Annotated in this window: 19 protein-coding genes; 9 read left to right on the top strand and 10 right to left on the bottom strand. The window is 66.0% G+C overall.

Features of this window, described 5'->3' with window-relative positions; all coding sequences use genetic code 11:
* Together VHP37_05605 and VHP37_05600 are read right to left on the bottom strand one after the other, a co-directional pair.
* On the bottom strand, nucleotides 1–525 hold the full coding sequence (locus VHP37_05605) for a GNAT family protein (protein ID HEX2825801.1): 525 nt from the start codon (nucleotides 523–525) through the stop codon (nucleotides 1–3).
* Nucleotides 526–682: 157 nt separating this feature from the next.
* Nucleotides 683–808, bottom strand: a complete 126-nt coding sequence (locus VHP37_05600; GenBank protein ID HEX2825800.1) for a Fe-Mn family superoxide dismutase — start codon at nucleotides 806–808, stop codon at nucleotides 683–685.
* Between the two features lie 279 nt (nucleotides 809–1087).
* Between VHP37_05600 and VHP37_05595 the strand changes: the two genes are divergently transcribed.
* From VHP37_05595 to VHP37_05580, 4 genes are all read left to right on the top strand, one after another.
* Nucleotides 1088–1534, top strand: coding sequence for a tripartite tricarboxylate transporter TctB family protein (locus VHP37_05595; protein ID HEX2825799.1), 447 nt, complete (start codon nucleotides 1088–1090; stop codon nucleotides 1532–1534).
* A gap of 1 nt (nucleotide 1535) precedes the next feature.
* Nucleotides 1536–3080 carry a tripartite tricarboxylate transporter permease gene (locus VHP37_05590; GenBank protein ID HEX2825798.1) on the top strand — a complete coding sequence of 515 codons (1545 nt, stop codon included), beginning with the start codon at nucleotides 1536–1538 and terminating at the stop codon, nucleotides 3078–3080.
* A 15-nt stretch (nucleotides 3081–3095) separates the two neighbouring features.
* Complete coding sequence (locus VHP37_05585) at nucleotides 3096–3776, top strand: sigma-70 family RNA polymerase sigma factor (GenBank protein HEX2825797.1); 681 nt, start codon at nucleotides 3096–3098, stop codon at nucleotides 3774–3776.
* A gap of 319 nt (nucleotides 3777–4095) precedes the next feature.
* A complete protein-coding gene (locus VHP37_05580) occupies nucleotides 4096–4566 on the top strand; it encodes a universal stress protein (GenBank protein ID HEX2825796.1) in 471 nt (156 codons plus the stop codon).
* A 92-nt stretch (nucleotides 4567–4658) separates the two neighbouring features.
* Here VHP37_05580 and VHP37_05575 read toward each other — a convergent pair whose 3' ends face one another.
* Nucleotides 4659–4967, bottom strand: a complete 309-nt coding sequence (locus VHP37_05575) for a hypothetical protein (GenBank protein HEX2825795.1) — start codon at nucleotides 4965–4967, stop codon at nucleotides 4659–4661.
* A 318-nt stretch (nucleotides 4968–5285) separates the two neighbouring features.
* On the opposite strand from VHP37_05575, the gene VHP37_05570 reads away from it, so the two are divergent.
* The 3 genes from VHP37_05570 (at nucleotide 5286) to VHP37_05560 (ending at nucleotide 9187) form a co-directional block, all read left to right on the top strand.
* A complete protein-coding gene (locus VHP37_05570) occupies nucleotides 5286–6668 on the top strand; it encodes a cytochrome ubiquinol oxidase subunit I (protein ID HEX2825794.1) in 1383 nt (460 codons plus the stop codon).
* A 9-nt stretch (nucleotides 6669–6677) separates the two neighbouring features.
* On the top strand, nucleotides 6678–7679 hold the full coding sequence (cydB, locus tag VHP37_05565; protein ID HEX2825793.1) for a cytochrome d ubiquinol oxidase subunit II: 1002 nt from the start codon (nucleotides 6678–6680) through the stop codon (nucleotides 7677–7679).
* A 116-nt stretch (nucleotides 7680–7795) separates the two neighbouring features.
* On the top strand, nucleotides 7796–9187 hold the full coding sequence (locus VHP37_05560) for an amidohydrolase (GenBank protein HEX2825792.1): 1392 nt from the start codon (nucleotides 7796–7798) through the stop codon (nucleotides 9185–9187).
* Between the two features lie 27 nt (nucleotides 9188–9214).
* Here VHP37_05560 and VHP37_05555 read toward each other — a convergent pair whose 3' ends face one another.
* A complete protein-coding gene (locus VHP37_05555) occupies nucleotides 9215–9976 on the bottom strand; it encodes a TerC family protein (protein ID HEX2825791.1) in 762 nt (253 codons plus the stop codon).
* Nucleotides 9977–10210: 234 nt separating this feature from the next.
* On the opposite strand from VHP37_05555, the gene VHP37_05550 reads away from it, so the two are divergent.
* Nucleotides 10211–10498, top strand: a complete 288-nt coding sequence (locus VHP37_05550; protein HEX2825790.1) for a hypothetical protein — start codon at nucleotides 10211–10213, stop codon at nucleotides 10496–10498.
* Nucleotides 10499–10536: 38 nt separating this feature from the next.
* Here VHP37_05550 and VHP37_05545 read toward each other — a convergent pair whose 3' ends face one another.
* Nucleotides 10537–11505 (bottom strand): universal stress protein, encoded by a 969-nt coding sequence (locus VHP37_05545; protein HEX2825789.1) that lies wholly within the window; start codon nucleotides 11503–11505, stop codon nucleotides 10537–10539.
* Nucleotides 11506–11742: 237 nt separating this feature from the next.
* Between VHP37_05545 and VHP37_05540 the strand changes: the two genes are divergently transcribed.
* Nucleotides 11743–12726 carry a tripartite tricarboxylate transporter substrate binding protein gene (locus VHP37_05540; GenBank protein ID HEX2825788.1) on the top strand — a complete coding sequence of 328 codons (984 nt, stop codon included), beginning with the start codon at nucleotides 11743–11745 and terminating at the stop codon, nucleotides 12724–12726.
* 20 nt (nucleotides 12727–12746) lie between these two features.
* Here VHP37_05540 and VHP37_05535 read toward each other — a convergent pair whose 3' ends face one another.
* Genes VHP37_05535 through VHP37_05515 form a run of 5 tightly spaced genes read right to left on the bottom strand, consistent with a single transcriptional unit; the run spans nucleotide 12747 to nucleotide 16859 of the window.
* On the bottom strand, nucleotides 12747–13616 hold the full coding sequence (locus VHP37_05535) for a hypothetical protein (GenBank protein ID HEX2825787.1): 870 nt from the start codon (nucleotides 13614–13616) through the stop codon (nucleotides 12747–12749).
* A complete protein-coding gene (locus VHP37_05530; protein HEX2825786.1) occupies nucleotides 13613–14662 on the bottom strand; it encodes a glycosyltransferase family 4 protein in 1050 nt (349 codons plus the stop codon). Before VHP37_05530 ends, VHP37_05535 begins: the two co-directional genes overlap by 4 nt.
* On the bottom strand, nucleotides 14659–15063 hold the full coding sequence (locus tag VHP37_05525; GenBank protein ID HEX2825785.1) for a 6-carboxytetrahydropterin synthase: 405 nt from the start codon (nucleotides 15061–15063) through the stop codon (nucleotides 14659–14661). Before VHP37_05525 ends, VHP37_05530 begins: the two co-directional genes overlap by 4 nt.
* A 22-nt stretch (nucleotides 15064–15085) precedes the next feature.
* Nucleotides 15086–16063, bottom strand: coding sequence for a zinc-binding alcohol dehydrogenase (locus VHP37_05520; protein ID HEX2825784.1), 978 nt, complete (start codon nucleotides 16061–16063; stop codon nucleotides 15086–15088).
* The gene (locus tag VHP37_05515) at nucleotides 16056–16859 is read right to left on the bottom strand and encodes a RibD family protein (GenBank protein HEX2825783.1); all 804 of its coding nucleotides are present in this window, start codon (nucleotides 16857–16859) and stop codon (nucleotides 16056–16058) included. The genes VHP37_05520 and VHP37_05515 overlap by 8 nt, the downstream gene beginning before the upstream one ends.
* Nucleotides 16860–16880: the final 21 nt, after the last annotated feature.

The raw sequence follows: 16880 nt of genomic DNA, 5'->3' as shown, positions 1-16880 counted from the left end.
TCAGGCGGCGGGCAGATGAGCGATCGCGAGATGGCCGTCGGGCGCATGCTCGACCTGCATGCCCGAGCGCTTCGCCAGACCGATCATCGCGTCATTGTCGGGCAACATGCGCGCGATCACTTCCATGCCGTGAGCCGCGCAGTATTCGATCGCCTTCTGCATGAGCGCGCGCCCGAGGCCGCGACGTTGCATGTCGCTGCGCACGATGATCGCGAGCTCCGCGGCGCGCACTCCCGGGTAGCGGTGGACGCGCGCCTCGCCGACGATCTCGTCGGGGCTCCCCCGGAGCTGGCGTACTGCCACGAAGCCCGTCCCGCCATCGCGGTCCTTTCGGACGTGGTGCTCGAAATCCGATTGCGGCGACAGGCCGTGCGCATCGAAGAATCTGCGCCGCAGGTCCGCGGGATCGATTCGCGAGATGAAATCGACATAGGCCGCGCGGTCTTCGGCGCGAACCGGCCGGAGCACGACCTGTTCCGTCCCTAGCTCCAGCACCTGTGCGACCTCGTCAAGCTGAGCACGCATATCCCCGTCTCCCGCGCTGGTCGGCTTCGCAAGACACTATCCTACGCGTAAGAGTGTTCGACGATTAGTCCGGAACCCGCGAACACACTGTTGCCGGACGGAAGGTAATCGACTCTCTTCCGGCCGGCAGGCTTGCCTTGCCGCCAGCGCCCACCCGTTACGTTTCGAAGTTCCGCGACGCAAAGTCCCGGTCCACCGCCTTCTCGAACGCGCCGATCTGTCCGGAGCGCCCGTTTCGGCAGTCGATGTAGTAGGCATGCTCCCAGACGTCGCACACGAGCAGGCTGCGGCAGCTGTAAGCATTTCGTTTCCGGCAGGCGAATGCTTTTCTGGGTCGAAGCGGCCCCGGACTTTCCGGAAATCAGTGCGAGATACATCATAACGTGATGTAATGTTGCTGGCTATACCGTCACGGACCCGAAATGCGGGAAGGCCCGGATGGCGCCCGGCGTCAGCAGCAGGCGGCGCGGACGCGGTCCCGAAGCCCGGCGGGAATCTCACTTGCATATTCCCGTCACACACATCACACTGTGATATAAAAAACACCTAGAGGAGTAGAGCTGTGAGGATCAAGAGTCAGGAAGACTTCTGGGCAGGCTTGATGTTCATAGGTTTCGGAATTCTCGCGATATTCGTCGCGCGCGGTTATCCGATGGGCTCGGCGATGCGCATGGGGCCGGGCTATTTCCCCACCTATCTCGGCGCGATCAGTGTGGTGCTCGGCGCGATCCTCACCGGCAGATCCTACCGGGTCGACGGTGAGGGCACCGGACGTTGGGGCTTGCGAGCGCTGTTATGGCTGTCTGCCGCTTTCGCCGGCTTCGGATTGCTGATCGAGGCGGCCGGTTTCGTTTTCGCTCTGCTCGCGCTGATCGTGGCGAGCTCGCTTGCCGGGCGCGACACGCGTCCGCTCGAGCTTGCGCTCCTGATCGTGGTCCTCATCGCAGGCTCCGTCGGACTGTTCGTCTACGGGCTCGAGCTTCCCTATCGCCTGTTCCCCTGGAGCTGACATGGACGCCTTGGCCGCGGTTTTCCCCAATCTGTTCCTGGGTTTCAGCGTCGCTCTGTCGCTCGAGAACCTCGCATACTGTTTCATCGGCGTATTCGTCGGCACCGTGATCGGGGTCCTGCCCGGCATCGGGCCACTGGCGGCGATCGCGATGCTCCTGCCGCTCACGTTCAAGCTGAGCCCCGTAGCGGCGCTCATCATGCTGTCGGGGATTTATTACGGAACGAAATACGGCGGCTCGACTACGGCGATCATGCTGAAGCTGCCGGGCGAGTCGGCGTCGGTCGTGACGTGCCTCGACGGCTACGAGATGGCGAAGCAGGGACGCGCGGGTCCGGCGCTGGGCATGTCGGCCGTCGCGTCCTTCATTGCCGGAAGCATAGGCACGTTGCTGATCGGCATGTTCGGCCCGCCGCTGGCCGAGGTCGCGCTCCTGTTCGGTGCGCCCGAATACTTTTCGCTGATGCTGTTCAGCCTCATCGGCGCGGCCGTGCTCGTGCAGGGTTCGATGCTGAAGGCCCTCGGAATGATCGTGCTGGGGCTGTTGCTCGGCATCGTCGGGACCGACGTCAACTCGGGCATGGCGCGGTTTACCTTCGGCGCGTCCAGCCTCGCGGACGGTATTGGTTTCGTCGTGATCGCCATGGGGCTTTTCGGGTTCGCCGAGATCGTCGCCAACCTGGAGCAGAGCAGCGTCAGCCGCGACCTGCTGTTCCAGAAGGTGAAGAACCTTTGGCCCTCGTGGAAGGATTTCAGGCAAAGCTGGAATCCGATGATGCGCGGTACGGCGGTCGGCGCGTTCTTCGGAATATTGCCCGGGGCCGGCCCCACGATCGCCAGCTTCTCGGCGTACACACTCGAGAAAAAGGTATCGAAGAGCGCGAAGATGTTCGGCAAGGGCGCGATCGAAGGGGTCGCGTCGCCGGAAGCGGCGAACAACTCCGCTTCGCAATGTGAATTCATCCCGACGCTGGCGCTCGGCGTCCCGGGGAGCGCCACCATGGCGCTCATCCTCGGTGCGCTGACCATCCAGGGTATCGCGCCGGGTCCGCAGGTGATGACGCAGCGCCCCGAGCTTTTCTGGGGACTGATCGCCAGTATGTGGATCGGAAACTTCATGCTGCTCGTGCTCAACCTGCCGCTCATCGGTCTCTGGGTGAAGCTCCTCACGGTCCCCTACCGAATACTCTTCCCGGCCATCATGGTATTCATGGCCATCGGGGTGTACAGCGTCAACAACAATCCGTTCGATATCCACCTCGCGCTGCTGTTCGGCGTTCTCGGCTACATTTTCATCAAGCTCAAGTGCGAGCCTGCGCCACTGATCCTGGCCGTAGTGCTCGGGCCGCTGATGGAAGAGAACCTGCGGCGGGCGCTGCTGATATCCCGCGGCGATCCCAGTGTCTTCGTCACCCGCCCCATCAGCGCGGGCTTTCTGATCGGCACGGCGTTACTGCTGCTCGTCATGATTCTTCCGGCCGTTCGTCGCAAACGTGCAGAGGTCCTGGACGAGTCCGCCGGAGGTGAAGCTCCGGCGCGACTGTAAGCGGTCGGCGCCGATGTGAACGCACATCCGGACAACGCGCGCACGGCGGCGTTAGCCGACGCCCGACTGACGCAGGCGATCGCGTCCGGGGATTGCCACGCCTTCGGCGCGCTGGTGCGTCGCTACGACGCGTTGCTGCACCGGACGGCGCAGCGCATTCTGAGGAACGATGCCGACACCGACGACGCCGTGCAGAACGCCTACCTGCTCGCGTATCGGGGCATTCGCAATTTCCGCCGCGACAGCAAGCTGTCGACGTGGCTGGTGCGCATCGTCATCAACGAGGCGCTTGGCTGCCTGCGGAAGCGCGCGCAATCCGCGCATGTCATTCTCATGGACGATCGCGACCTCGACGCTGCGATCGAATCTCATGCGGACGCCCGCTCACGCCACGAAGGGGCGCCCGACGAGCTGCTCATGCGATCCGACGTCCGCCGCAGGATACAGGCGTGCATCGACGAGCTGCCATTTTCCCATCGTGCGGTGTTCGTGCTGCGCGCCTGCGAGGAACTGTCGGTGCGGGAAGCAGCGGCAGCCCTCGACATTCCCGAAGCCACGGTGAGGACGCGCTTTTTCAGAGCCCGACGGCAATTGCGCCGTTCACTGGCCGGCGAAAAAGCCGAGGTTGCCGGACGCCCGTTACCGCTTCGTGGGAACCATGACCCATACCGGCAGCCGCAGGCGATCGCCCGCTGACGCGCGACATGAAACACCGAGCAGCCCGCTCGCATCGAATCAATAAGCGGCGCAGCTCTGCGTGCAGCCGCCACGGCGGGCAGCGGTGCTGCTCCGGTCTCGACTAAACGACGAGGTGGAACGACATGTTATATAAAACGGTAAGACGCAAACCCGCGCTCAGCGCCAATCGTGGTCGGCGGGCGCCGTCCGGCGTCCGGCGGCCGTCGGCAATCGGTCAGGCGCGCCGCGCGCTCGATGAGACCCGGACCGAAGCGAGTCTCGACGAGCGCCTGAAGGCCGCAGCACGGGAATCGTTCGGGTTGATGGGGGAAGATTGATGAGGCGAGGCACGGCCGGCGGCGGCCGCGGTTTCAAGCACATCCTCATTCCAACGGACGGCTCGCGCCTGAGCGAGAAGGCGGCGAGGGCGGGCGTCGCTTTCGCCGCTGCGGTCGGGGCGCAGGTGACTGCCTATCACGCGGTAGAAGAGCCGCCGATACTCTACGCCGACGGTTTCAGCGTCGATACGTTCGCGATGCGCGACTGGAACGAGCGCGCTCGCGCGGTGGGCGAGCGACTGACCGGCTCGATCGGCAAAATGTCCAAGGCAGCCGGCGTGCGCTGCTCTGCGGTGATCACGAAAGCGAACACGTCTTACGAAGGAATAATCGAGGCGGCGCAAAAGCGCCGGTGCGACGTGATCTTCATGGCATCTCACGGCCGCCGCGGCCTGTCGCGGCTCGTGATGGGCAGCGTCACCCACAAGGTGCTGACCCATTCCAGGATACCGGTCATGGTGTATCGCTAGGGCGGGCGAGTCCGCATGAGCCCGGACCGGATCGGCCGGCTATGGAATGGGCTGTGAGCAGGGGCGGCCGGCTAGCCGCCCCGTCCGATCGCTCACTCGAAGTGGATTTCCCGGGCCTTCAGACTGCCGTCGTGCGACGGGCTGAAAACGACGACGGTGCGGGCGTCGAACTTGTTGGCGTCGTCGATATTGAACGTGCGATTGACGTAGGTCCACTTCACGAGGTCACCCGTAGAGTCGACCGCGGCCGGCTTGCCGATGTCCTTACGAACTTCGTGTTCGGCCTTTTCCTTGACGCGCGCTTCGAAATCGCTGCGGCTCATGAGCTCCGAGCATGCGATCAGCGTGAGCGTGGCGACTGCAATGGCTGCAGCCTTCGAAAAACGAATGATGAACGACATATGCTTGTCCTTTTTCCGGATGGGCGGGCAGGCTCGATTCTATCGATGGGACTGCGCTGCGATTAGGGGCTCCATAGAAACAACATCGTTTCCGTTCCGGCCCCAATAGCGACCGGGCCGACTCCACCGAAGGTGCGTAACATGCGCGTCGGGCCAAAGCGTGTCCGGCATGCCGTTCATTTCCCGCAACCACAGCCGCACGACGAGCGCCGAGTGACGCGACCCCGAGTATTTTCGGAGTCGACTGACCGTGTCCCAATTCTGGGATACTGCGCGGTGTGAGCCCTGTTCGAAGGGCACATACCGCCGGGAACCTGTATGCCTGACGCGCTGCTCCTTTCACGACTTCAATTCGCCTGGGTCATAGCGGTGCACATCCTGTTGCCCGCATTCACCGTGGGTCTTGCGTCCTACATCGCCGTGCTGGAAGGCACCTATTTTTTTACGGGGCGCGCGGTCTATCTGCGACTTTCCCAGTTCTGGCTGCGCCTTTTCGCCCTGTCCTTCGGAATGGGCGTCGTGTCCGGGATCGTGATGCCTTTCCAGTTCGGAACCAACTGGAGCCGCTTCTCGGATCTCACCGCCGACGTCGTCGGCCCGCTGATGACGTACGAAGTCCTCACCGCGTTTTTTCTCGAGGCCGGATTTCTCGGCGTGCTGCTGTTCGGACGCAAACGCGTGCCGGCTGGCGTGCATTTCTTCGCCGCGGTGATGGTCGCCGTGGGGACGCTGCTGTCGACCTTCTGGATTCTTGCGGCGAATAGCTGGATGCAGACGCCGGTCGGTCACGAGATCGTCGACGGACGCTTCGTCCCGCAGGACTGGTTGCGAATCGTCTTCACACCGTCGTTTCCCTATCGGCTGACGCATACCACGATGGCGTTCTTTATCACCACCGCCTTCGTGGTGATCGGCGTCGCCGCGTACTACCTGCGGCGCGGCCGCCATGTCGAGGAGAGTCTGACCATGCAGAAAATGGGCTTCGGACTGCTCGCGATCCTCGTGCCGCTGCAGATCCTGATCGGCGACCTGCATGGACTGAACAGCCTCGAACATCAGCCGGCCAAGATCGCGGCCGTCGAAGCGAACTGGGAGACCCGGGCGAACATGCCTTTGCTGCTCTTCGCGTGGCCCGACGAAGCCGCCGAGCGCAATCGCTATGAGGTCGGCATTCCGGCGCTCGGGTCGCTCATCCTGGGCCACGACGTCAACGCCGTGATTCCCGGCTTGAAGGACTGGAAGCGCGAAGACAGGCCGCCGGTCGCCATTCCGTTCTTCTCGTTTCGGCTCATGGTCGGCGTCGGTATCGTGATGCTCGTCGTTACTGTCGCGGGACTCGTGGCGTGGCGGCGTGGACGGCTCGCCGATGCGCGCGCCTTTCAGTGGATGTGCATGCTGGTCGCCCCACTGGGTTTCGTCGCCGTGCTCGCGGGCTGGGTCACCACCGAAGTCGGGCGGCAGCCGTGGGTCGTGTATGGGCTTCTGCGCACGCGCGAAGCGGTGACGCCCTCGCTCAACGCGAGCGATGTCGCACTGTCGCTTTTCGTGTATGTCGTCGCCTACATCGTGATCTTCGGCGCGGGGTTCTATTTCATGCGCCGGCTCGTCAGTGCAGGCTTCCGCTCGGCCGCCGAGCCCGAGCCGGAGGCGCCGGTTCCGACGCCCGCGCGGCCGCTCTCCGGCGCGACGCGAGCCCGTTAGGAGACGACCATGGCGCTCGACCTCGTTCCGCTGTGGGCCGCCATCCTCGCCTTCGGCGTATTCATGTACGTGCTGCTCGACGGCTTCGATCTCGGAGTGGGCATTCTTTTCCCGTTCACCCGGAATCAGGATGACCGCGAGCTCATGATGAATTCGGTTGCGCCGATCTGGGACTTCAACGAGACGTGGCTGGTGCTCGGCGGCGTCGGGCTGCTCGCGGCTTTTCCACTGGCGTTCGCCATCGTGATTCCGGCCGTGTACTTCCCGATTCTCTTCATGCTGATCGGCCTCATCTTCCGCGGCGTCGCCTTCGAGTTCCGGCATCTGTCCGAGCGCCGCCATCTCTGGGACGGCTCGTTCTTCGCCGGATCGCTGATTGCGACCTTCGCGCAGGGGATCGTGCTCGGAACCTTCGTTCAGGGAATCCCGGTCGAGGGCCGCGCGTATTCGGGCGGCAGCTTCGGCTGGCTCACCCCGTTCGCGCTGCTCACAGGAGCCGGCCTGGTCGCAGGCTACGGCATGCTGGGGGCGTGCTGGCTGGTCATTAAAACCGAAGGTGAGCTGCAGGCGTGGGCGCGGCGCAAGGCGCGCTACTTCACGATCGGCGTCGCCGCGTTCATCGCCATGATCAGCATCTGGACGCCGATCCTCCAGCCGCAGATACGCGAGCGCTGGTTCGGCGGAGATCATCCGCTGTGGCTCTGGCCGGTGCCGCTCATCACGCTGGCGCTTTTCGCGGGACTCTGGCGGTCGCTTGCCACCGCCCGTCACGCGACGCCCTTTATCGTCGCGATGGGGATTTTTGCGATGGCTTATCTCGGACTCGCCATCAGCATCTTTCCCATGGTCGTGCCGTATACCTTCGATCTCTGGCAATCGGCCGCGAGCCCCAAATCACAGGCGTTCCTGATGATCGGCACTCTGTTCCTGCTGCCGATCATCCTGGGCTATACCGTGTATTCGTACTGGGTGTTTCGCGGAAAGGTCCACCCGGGCGGCGGCTACCACTGACCCGTCGCGTCCGCCCGGTCACGTCTTCGCCTGCTGTCGCGGCGGTGCACCGGGGGCCCGATTTGTGCAAGCACGCTGACAGTCGGGTCGTCTGGCGGTTGCCAAATGGGGAAACGATGAACGGCTGCGAACGAAAGATCAGTATCGCCGGCGTGACGCGCTTTTTTGGTGCGGCAGCAGTACTGGCATGCGTCACAGTTGCAGCGCAGGCCGACACCGACACGCTCGAGGCCCAGATAAGAAAGCGGGCCGCCGCGGTCGAGCAGAAGCTGATCGCGTGGCGCAGGGACATCCACCAGCATCCGGAGCTCGGAGACCAGGAGACGCGGACCTCGGAGCTGGTCGCTCGGCATTTGCGCGCCCTCGGACTCGAAGTGCGCACGGGGGTGGCGCGCACCGGAGTAGTGGGCATACTGAAAGGCGGAAGGCCGGGCCGAACGGTCGCCCTGCGCGCCGATATGGATGCGCTACCGGTCAAGGAGCCGCCGGGGCTGCCGTTCGCGTCACAGGCGAAAGGCAAGACGGGCGGTCAAGAGGTCGACGTCATGCACGCCTGCGGTCATGACGCTCATACCGCAATGTTGATGGCGGCGGCGGAGGTGCTGGCGGGCATGCGCAAAACCCTGCCGGGCACCGTGATGTTCATTTTTCAACCGGCCGAGGAGGGCTCGAGCGTCGTACCGCCCGGTCAAAGCTGGGGCGCCAAGCTGATGCTGGAAGAGGGCTTGTTCAAACAGACGAAGCCGGACGCCGTCTTTGCGGTCCATGTGATGCCGGGGCCCTCGGGCGAGCTGTCCTATCGGACCGGCGCGACGGCGGCGAGCAGCGACTTTCTCGACATCACGACTACCGGCAGGCAGGGGCATGGCGGAATGCCCTGGAATACGGTGGACCCGATCACCACGTCGGCGTTCATGATCTCCGGCCTGCAGACCGTCGTGAGCCGGCGAGCCAACCTTACGACGTCTCCCGCGGTGGTGACCATCGGCATGATCAACGGGGGAACCGGGCCGAACATCGTTCCGGAGACGGTGCAGATGAGGGGCACCATACGCACCTATGCCGACGCGACGCGGCGGCAGGTTCATGAAGACATTCGACTGGCGGCGGTCAACATTGCCGAGAGCGCGGGGGCATCGGCGGCGGTGAAGATAACTCCCAATTACGATGTCACGGTGAACGACGAGGCACTGGCGAAGCGGATGGCGCCGGTGCTCAAGCGCGCAGCGGACGGTCGGGTGTCGGAAGCGCCGCTCGCCGGTGCTTCCGAGGATTTCTCGTTCTTCGCGAAGGAGACGCCGGGACTGTACGTGTTCCTGGGGGTGACACCGCGCGATCAGGACCCGGCCAAGGCCGCGCCGAACCATAATCCGCGTTTCTTCGTCGACGAGAGCGCCCTCGTCGTCGGTACGCGAACCCTGGCGTTCCTTGCAGTGAACGTCCTCGCCTCTCCGGCCACGGCCGAGACTCAGCGCCACGCGCGCCAGTTCATCCAGGAAGAGCGGTGATGCCGGGGAGCCGTCGGCTATCGCGATTCACACGTCGATCCGCTGCCTCAGCTGCCCGGCCTGCTTCAACCTCACGGGGTTTGCCGCGCGACTGCGCATTCGCATGTTGAGCATCTCGACGCCGATGGCAAACGCCATCGAGAAATAAATGTAGCCCTTGGGTATATGGAAGCCGGTACCTTCTGCGATAAGAGCGACACCGACCAGAACGAGGAAGCTCAACGCAAGCATCTTGATCGTCGGATGCGCCTCGACGAAACGACTGACGGCTCCTGCTGCGAAGACCATGACGGCGACCGACAGTAATATCGCGATGATCATGATCGCCACTTCGTCGACCATGCCGACGGCCGTAATCACCGAGTCCAGGGAAAACACGATATCGATCACGGCGATCTGACCGACCACAGCGGCAAAGGTGGCTGCGGCTTTGCCGGTTCGGGTGGATTCTCCACCCTCCATCGCGCCGTGTATCTCGTGCACCGACTTCCACAGCAGAAACAGACCGCCGCCGATCAGGATAAGCGCGCGGCCCGACACTTCCCGTCCCCAGACGCTGAAGAGCGGTTCGGTGAGGGACATCACCCACGTAATGGACAGCAGCAGCGCTACCCGGCTGCCCGCGGCCAGGGCGAGACCGACGGTGCGAGCGGTCGCTCGCTGCTTCTCGGGCAATCGTGCGACGAGTATGGAAATGAAAATGATGTTGTCCACACCCAGGACCATCTCCAGCGCCGTGAGCGTGAACAGCGCTACCCATGCAGCCGGATCGGTAATCCATTCCATCAGCGTCTTCCTGTCGTTTTCCCTAGCGGACGGCCATCGCTCAGGCGTTTCGGTCGTCCGCTGCGGGATCGCTCAGCGTAACCTTCGCGTCGAGTCGCGCGACAAGGACCTTGTCGACCCGGCGACCGGGGCTGCTGCGCGGCTGCGGCACGAAGGAAGCGTACATACTGGCAGAGGCCGGTGGTCATGTGACAAACCGGCGCTGCCGGGCATGGGGTGTTTATGGATCCGCATCAGATGAACCCTTCGATCGTCCGTGAGACCAAGGCGGCCTCGCTCATGAAGCGGATTCTCGCCGTCACGTCGTTCGTCACCATGGCGATGACCATTCCGCAGGTCTGGCTCGTGTGGGTCGAGCAGCAGACCGCAGGCGTGTCGCTGCTCTCATGGGGAGCGTATCTCGTGTCCGCACTATTGTGGTTCGGCCACGGTCTGCAGCAGCGGGACAAGAACATATACCTCGCCTGCGTCGGCTGGGTGCTCCTGGACGTCGCCGTCATCGCGGGTGTGGTGGTGCACGGGTAAACCGCGGCGCCGCCCGGCTTCGGCCGGCGATGGCGATGTCAGGACGCGGCAGTGCGCGCGAGCAGCACATCGCACTCGGCCTGAGTTACAACGTCGAGACTCACGCTCCCGAGCAGCGCCTGCTGCAAGCGCGGCACGTCGGCCGTCCCGACCGCTATGAGATCGGCGGAAGTGTCCGAAGCGTACTCACGGATGCGTATCGAGGGCGACCCATGACGAACCAGGCGCGGCGCGTCGCTCAAACCGACGGAAGCGGCGAACGATTCGAGCTCCCGATGCGCTTCGTCGAATGCACGCTGCCGATAGGCGTCGAGAGTCGTCTGCGGAACCCGGGCCGCCAGCTTCGCCTCGAACGGCGCTTCGAACACGTGGAGCAGGGTGATGCTCGACTCCGGGAAGAGGCGCTGCGCGGTCGTCGCTGCTCGCGCGGAATCGCTGGAGAAGTCGGTCGCGACGACGATATGCCCGTAGCCGGGCGTTGCGGCATGGTCCACGGCCGGCGTGCGTTTCACGAGCAGCACCGGTGTGCGTGCGAGGCGCAAGACGCGGTGGGCCGTCGTGCCGAGCAGCGGCGTCGTCAGGTTTTCGCCATGCGCGCCGACGACGATCACATCGGCGCCTGTCGCGTCGCTGTGCGCCGCGACCTGCTCGAAAGCCTTGCCGTCGAGCATCGTGGTTCGCGCCCGAACTCCGGTTTCGCTCTCGATTTGCGCGACGATCGCATCCAGATTTTCAGCCACCGATCTGCGCAGATCGGTTTCGACGCCGCTGAACGCCGCACGCAACTCGTCCCAGGCGGCGGAGCGCGGCGGTGCCGGAACGACGTGGACTACCTCGAGCGCGGCGCCGTGAGCGCGAGCGATCAACGCCGCACGACGCAGCGCGGCAAAGGCGGCACGGGACAGATCGGTTGCAGCGAGTATGGTGCGTACCGGCGCTTGCATGCATCGACTCCGTTTCAGGTAGCGGGCTCCGTCCGATCGCGGGCAGAGGGCCGATTGACTCACGGCGAGCCCTGACAGGCAATTTTGTCGCCGTACGGACGCCGCGCCGCCCGCGCGCTCGGGAGAGTCCTCCCAGGGCGCGCCTCTTGCAGACGCCGGTCCGTTTCGCGCCGGTGCATTCCGGAAATCCCGACCCCGTCTAGAATTCGTCCTCGAGGCGGAATAGATCGTTCGTTCTTCGCAGCATCGTCACGCGCTCCCGGCACGCCGCACGCGAGACGACCACCGATGAGAGGACACATGACCGACCGGCGAGCATTCATGACGTGGGTGGCGATAGTCGCGGCTTGCATGGGCGCCTCCTGCACCCAGGCGCAGGAAGCGTATCCCACCAAGCCCATTCGCATCATCAACCCCTATCAGGCCGGCGGCATCGTCGACATCCTCGCCCGTCTGCTCGGCGACAAGCTGCAGCGCTCGCTCGGGCAACCCATCGTCGTCGAGGTGCGCGCAGGCGCGGGCGGAAATGTTGGCACCGCCTATGTCGCGAAGAACGCGAGAGGGGATCCCTATACGCTCCTCCTGGGCGCCAGCGGCCCGCTGGCGCCGAACGTCACGCTGTTCAAGAACCTGGGCTACGACCCGCTCAAGGATCTCACCCCGGTCACGCTGTTGGCCGCGACGCCGCTCGTGCTCACCGTGAGCTCGACCAGCAGCGTGCACACCTTCGGCGATCTGGTCACGCTCCTGAAGACGCAGAAGGAAAAAGCCAGCTTCGGTACGGCGGGCGTAGGCACGCCCCAGCACCTGAGCGTGGAGCTGATGAAGCAGCAGCTCGGGCTGGAGAGCACTCACGTCGCCTACAAGGGCGCGGCGCCCGCCATCAATGCGTTACTGGGCAGCGAGGTGACGTTCTCGATCGACAACCTCGTCCTGGTCCTGCCTCACGTCAAGGCGGGCAAGCTGCGGGCATTGGGCGTCACGTCGCCGAAGCGAACGGCGGAGTTGCCGGAGGTGCCGACGATGCAGGAGCTGGGTCTTGCGAAATACGAGGCACGCGGTTGGTACGGATTGCTCGCTCCGGCGCAGGTACCGGACGCGATCATTCGCAAGCTCAACACCGAGTCGGTGAACGCAATGCGCCAACCCGACATCCTGCCGAAGCTCGCGTCTCTCGGCTCGGAGAGCGTGGCGGGCTCACCGGAAGACTTCCGGAACCTGATTGCGGCCGAGATCTCCAAATGGCGGTCGGTGATCCTCAAGGGCGGGATCAGCGTGGATTGACGGCTGCTTCGCCGATCGACTCAGCGGCTGCGCGGAACCCCGACGACGTCGAGGTGACCGACTTCGAGCGCGAGCGCACGGGCATCGATCTGGCGGCGGCGCGCGGTCTGCCACTCGGCGAATCGCGCGCCCATGCCGGGTTCGGTCTCGGCCGTGACCGCAGCCGCTTCATCGGCCATGCGCAGGAGCATCGCCGGATGGTCCGCACCGATCCGCCAGTCGCTGCGCGCCGTCGTCACTTCGTATCCGCGTTGCTCGAGACGCTCGGAGAGAACCGCGGCGGCGCGGGCACCCAGTGCGGGACCGAATCCCTTGTCGCGTGACTGATGGCGCACGAACGCGCGGTCGATGTCGGCATCCGCGGGCGCCGAGGGATTCCATACGCGACGGCCGTCGACGCTGAGCATCGCGAGCAGCGGAAGCCGGTTCGCGGCGAGGACGGCGCACAGCCGGTCGATCCACCCGGCGGACACGAGATCGAGGAGCGCGCTCGCGGTCACGCCGTCGCACGCTTCGAGATCGAGCGCTTCGAGATCGTGCGCGAGATCGAGCGCGCACGCGCGCACGATCCATGTCGCATTCGCAGCGCGTATGCAGACGCCGTCGCCGAGCGCTTCGCAGGCCCATCCATTGCGCGCGGCCCAATGCCGGATTGCATCCTGTTGAGCGGCGACGAGCTCGGGGTCGTGATCGACGAGCAGCCAGTCCTGATCGCCTCGCAGCAGCGGCGCGAGCGCCCGGAACGCCGCACCCGTGCCGGCGGCGAGGTCGACGATGCGCCTCTTCGTATTGCTCAGCGTTGTCGTGAAGCGCTCGGCGAGCGACGCGTCGCGCGCCTGCGCGTCGAAGGGCTCGCGCAGCGTCAGCCACGCCGCGTCGAATCCGCTCATGCGGCGAGCCGGTCGCATTCCTCGGCCCAGCGGCGCACCGCCGCAGGCCAATCCGGCAATGCGGCCGCGGCGCGCGCCGCGCCCGCCGCGAGCCGTTCGCGCAAGCCCGCGTCGGCGAGCACGCTGCGCACCGCGCCGGACAACGCGAGCGCATCGCCCGGGGGCACGAGCAGCGCGGCGCTCGCAGGTACGACTTCGGGAATCGAGCCGGCGGTCGTCGCGACGATGGGCAGCCCGTGCGCGAGCGCTTCGGCGTACGCCATGCCGTAGCCTTCGTGATACGAGGGCAGCACGAAGACGTCGGCGTCGCGATAGGCCGCGGCGAGATCCGCGTGCGGGCGCTCGCCGAGCAGCGCGACGCGATCCTGCAGACCTGATGTCGCGATCGCAGCGCGCACCGCCGAGGCCTCCGCGGGATCGCGCTCGAGGCTGCCGATGCAGGCGAGCCGCCAGTCGAGGTCGCGCAAGCGCGCGAGCGCTTCAACGAGCACCCGATGGCCTTTGCGCGGCGTGATCGTGCCGACCGCGAGGAGATGCAGCGGACCTCTTCGCGTTCTTGCGGGGATCGAAGCGGGTTTGTCCGTGCCCGGCGGCGCCAAGGCGACGCGCGCCGGCGCAATGCCCGCCGCGATCACCGCGTGCATGGTCGCCGTGCTCGGGCAGAGGATTCCTCGCAGCAGCGGCCACAACCGCGCCTCGATCTTCGCATAGCGTTGCGCATCGGAGGCGCTCAGGCCGGATTCGAGCGACAACGGGTGATGGATCAGGCCGATCACGCGCAGGCGCTGCGTCTCGCGCGCGAGGCATTCGGTGAACGCAGGCAGCGCGAGACCGTCGATCACGACGACCGCGCCGTCGGGCAGCGCGGCGAGCGTGCGCGCCGCCGAGGTCAGCGCGGCTTCGTCCCCGTCCGGAAACGTTCCTTCGAGCTCGAAGACGTCGACCGCGCGGCCCATGTGGCGCAATCCGTCGACGATCCTGCGGCCGAAGAGATAGCCGCCGGTGAGCTGATCGAGAGGACCCGGGCTGACGAACGCCGGCGTCAACGCAATCGGCCTTCGAAGCTCGCCCACGCGACGGGCGACTCGCGCAGCACGACGCGCATCGATTCGAGCGTATCGGCCGTGCCCGGACCGACCGCGCCCGCGGCGACGCGCGCGCGCAGGCGCCGGAAGATCTCGCCCGCCATGAACTCGGTCGTCGTGTTCTTGCCGCGCAGCTCGGGCAGCTCGTCCAGGTTCTTGTAGTTGAGCTCGGCGAGCACTTCGCGCAGCGCTTTCGAGGCGAGGCCGATGTCGCAGACCAGCCCGGCGGCGTCGAGCTCGGCGCGGCGGAATTCCACTTCGACGCCGTAGGTCGCGCCGTGCAGCTTCTGCGCGGGGCCGAAAATCTCGCCGCTGAAGCTGTGGGCGATCATGATGTGATCGGAGACGGCGAGGGTGTACACGACGGTGCAGCTCCTGTTTCAGCTAATAGGTGACGACGTGGCACAGCGCACCGTCCGGCGCGCCGGCGAGGCGCGCGAGCGCGCCCGGCAGCTCTTCGAAGCGGCTCTCGCCGGTGAGGAGCACGTCGAATACCGGATCGGTGAGGAGGTCGAGCGCGAGCGCCATGCGTCGCCGGTGACTCCAGCGCGCGCGCTGCGCGGTGGCGACCGCGCCGACCTGCGACGAGCGCAGCGTGAGCCGCCGCGAATGAAACGCTTCGCCGAGCGGCGCGGGCACCGCGCGATCGCCGTACCAGCTCATCTCGATGACCGTCGCTTCGAATCCGGCGAGTGACAGCGCAGTGGCGAGGCCTTCGGCGCTGCCGCTGGCGTGAATGACGAGATCGGCGTCGTGCGCCGCGCGCTCCGGCGGTGCGAACGCACAGCCCAACTTCGAAGCGACGGCCGCTCGCCGCTCGTCGATGTCGACGAGCTCGACGCGCGTGCCGGGAATGCGCGCGGCCAGCGCTGCCGCGATGCAGCCGACCACACCGCCGCCGACGACCGCGATGCGATCGCCCAGACGCGGTGCGGCGTCCCACAGCGCGTTCACCGCGGTCTCCATGTTCGCGGCGAGCACGCCGCGCGCATCGGTCACCGCATCGGGCAGCGGCGTGACCGTGTCCGCCGGCACCACGTAGCGATCCTGATGGGGATGCAGGCAGAACACGCGGCGGCCCTGCAACGCTTCCGGGCCCGACACCACGCGGCCCACCGACGCGTAACCGTATTTCACCGGACCGGGAAACTCGCCTGCCTGGAAGGGGCAGCGCATTGCGGCCCACTGGCTTTGCGGGACCGCGCCGCGGAAGACGAGGCTTTCGGTGCCGCGGCTGATGCCGCTGCGCAGCGTCTGCACTACGACGTCGTCGGGACCGGGCGCTTCGAGCGTCGCCGCGCGGATCTCTCCGCGCCCGGGCTCGACGGTCCAGAACGCTCTGGCGTCCACGCTTTCAGTCACTGAAATCGCACTCGACCATGATGTCGTCGCCGAGCACGAACCGCCGCGTGCGCGGCCGCAGGCTGTTGGTGAGATCGGAGAGCTCGGGCAACTTCAGGCTCGGCCGGCCCGAGCCGAGCAGCACCGGCGCGACCGTCAGCTGGAGCCGATCGAGCGCGCCCGCCGAGATGAAGCGCGACACCGTGAGGCCGCCGCCTTCGACAAAGAGCCACGTGAGGCCGCGCTCGGCGAGCACGCGCCGGATCCCGCGCGGATCGAGGCCCCACTCGCTGCGTGGAACGGTCACGACCTCGGCGCAGCCGAACGTTTCACCGGCGCGTCCACGATCGGCCGCGACGAGGAGCAGCGTGGGTGCGGCGGCGTCACGAAACACGCGCTGAGCGCCGTCGAGCCGGCGCTCGGGGTCGATCACGACGCGCACCGGGTTCGAGCCGGCGCAGCGCCGCACCGTGAGCTGCGGATCGTCGTGCAGCACGGTGTTGACGCCGACGATCACCGCGTCGGCGAGCGCGCGCATGCGATGGGTGTGCAGCAGGTCTTCGTCGCCGCTCAGCCATTGCGACACCCCATTGGTCGTGGCGATGCGCCCGTCGAGGCTCTGCGCGAGGTGGCCGATCGCGAAGGTGCCGCCGCCATTCTGGTGCGCGCGGCACAGCGGCGCGTACAAGCGGTGGAGCGGGGTGTCCGCGGCCGGCGATGCGCCCGCGCCGTCGCGCCGCCACGCGAGCAGCGCCAGCCATGCCGCGTCGTCCGCGCCGGGTCGGTCGGAGAACGGGTGTTCGCTGAGATCGTTCATGCACTCGGCTCCAATGCGCGA

The organism is Burkholderiales bacterium (assembly GCA_036262035.1).
GTDB lineage: Bacteria > Pseudomonadota > Gammaproteobacteria > Burkholderiales > SG8-41 > JAQGMV01.
Note: the sequence above shows the minus strand (reverse complement) of the source record. Positions and strands in the feature narration are given on the sequence as shown.

Excerpts from the sequence above, each read along its gene's own strand:
- VHP37_05605 (HEX2825801.1), bottom strand. The coding sequence starts at position 525 with ATGCGTGCTCAGCTTGACGAGGTCGCACAGGTGCTGGAGCTAGGGACG.
- VHP37_05590 (HEX2825798.1), top strand. The coding sequence starts at position 1,536 with ATGGACGCCTTGGCCGCGGTTTTCCCCAATCTGTTCCTGGGTTTCAGC.
- VHP37_05580 (HEX2825796.1), top strand. The coding sequence starts at position 4,096 with ATGAGGCGAGGCACGGCCGGCGGCGGCCGCGGTTTCAAGCACATCCTC.
- VHP37_05575 (HEX2825795.1), bottom strand. The coding sequence starts at position 4,967 with ATGTCGTTCATCATTCGTTTTTCGAAGGCTGCAGCCATTGCAGTCGCC.
- VHP37_05570 (HEX2825794.1), top strand. The coding sequence starts at position 5,286 with ATGCCTGACGCGCTGCTCCTTTCACGACTTCAATTCGCCTGGGTCATA.
- cydB (HEX2825793.1), top strand. The coding sequence starts at position 6,678 with ATGGCGCTCGACCTCGTTCCGCTGTGGGCCGCCATCCTCGCCTTCGGC.
- VHP37_05560 (HEX2825792.1), top strand. The coding sequence starts at position 7,796 with ATGAACGGCTGCGAACGAAAGATCAGTATCGCCGGCGTGACGCGCTTT.
- VHP37_05550 (HEX2825790.1), top strand. The coding sequence starts at position 10,211 with ATGAACCCTTCGATCGTCCGTGAGACCAAGGCGGCCTCGCTCATGAAG.
- VHP37_05540 (HEX2825788.1), top strand. The coding sequence starts at position 11,743 with ATGACCGACCGGCGAGCATTCATGACGTGGGTGGCGATAGTCGCGGCT.
- VHP37_05535 (HEX2825787.1), bottom strand. The coding sequence starts at position 13,616 with ATGAGCGGATTCGACGCGGCGTGGCTGACGCTGCGCGAGCCCTTCGAC.
- VHP37_05515 (HEX2825783.1), bottom strand. The coding sequence starts at position 16,859 with ATGAACGATCTCAGCGAACACCCGTTCTCCGACCGACCCGGCGCGGAC.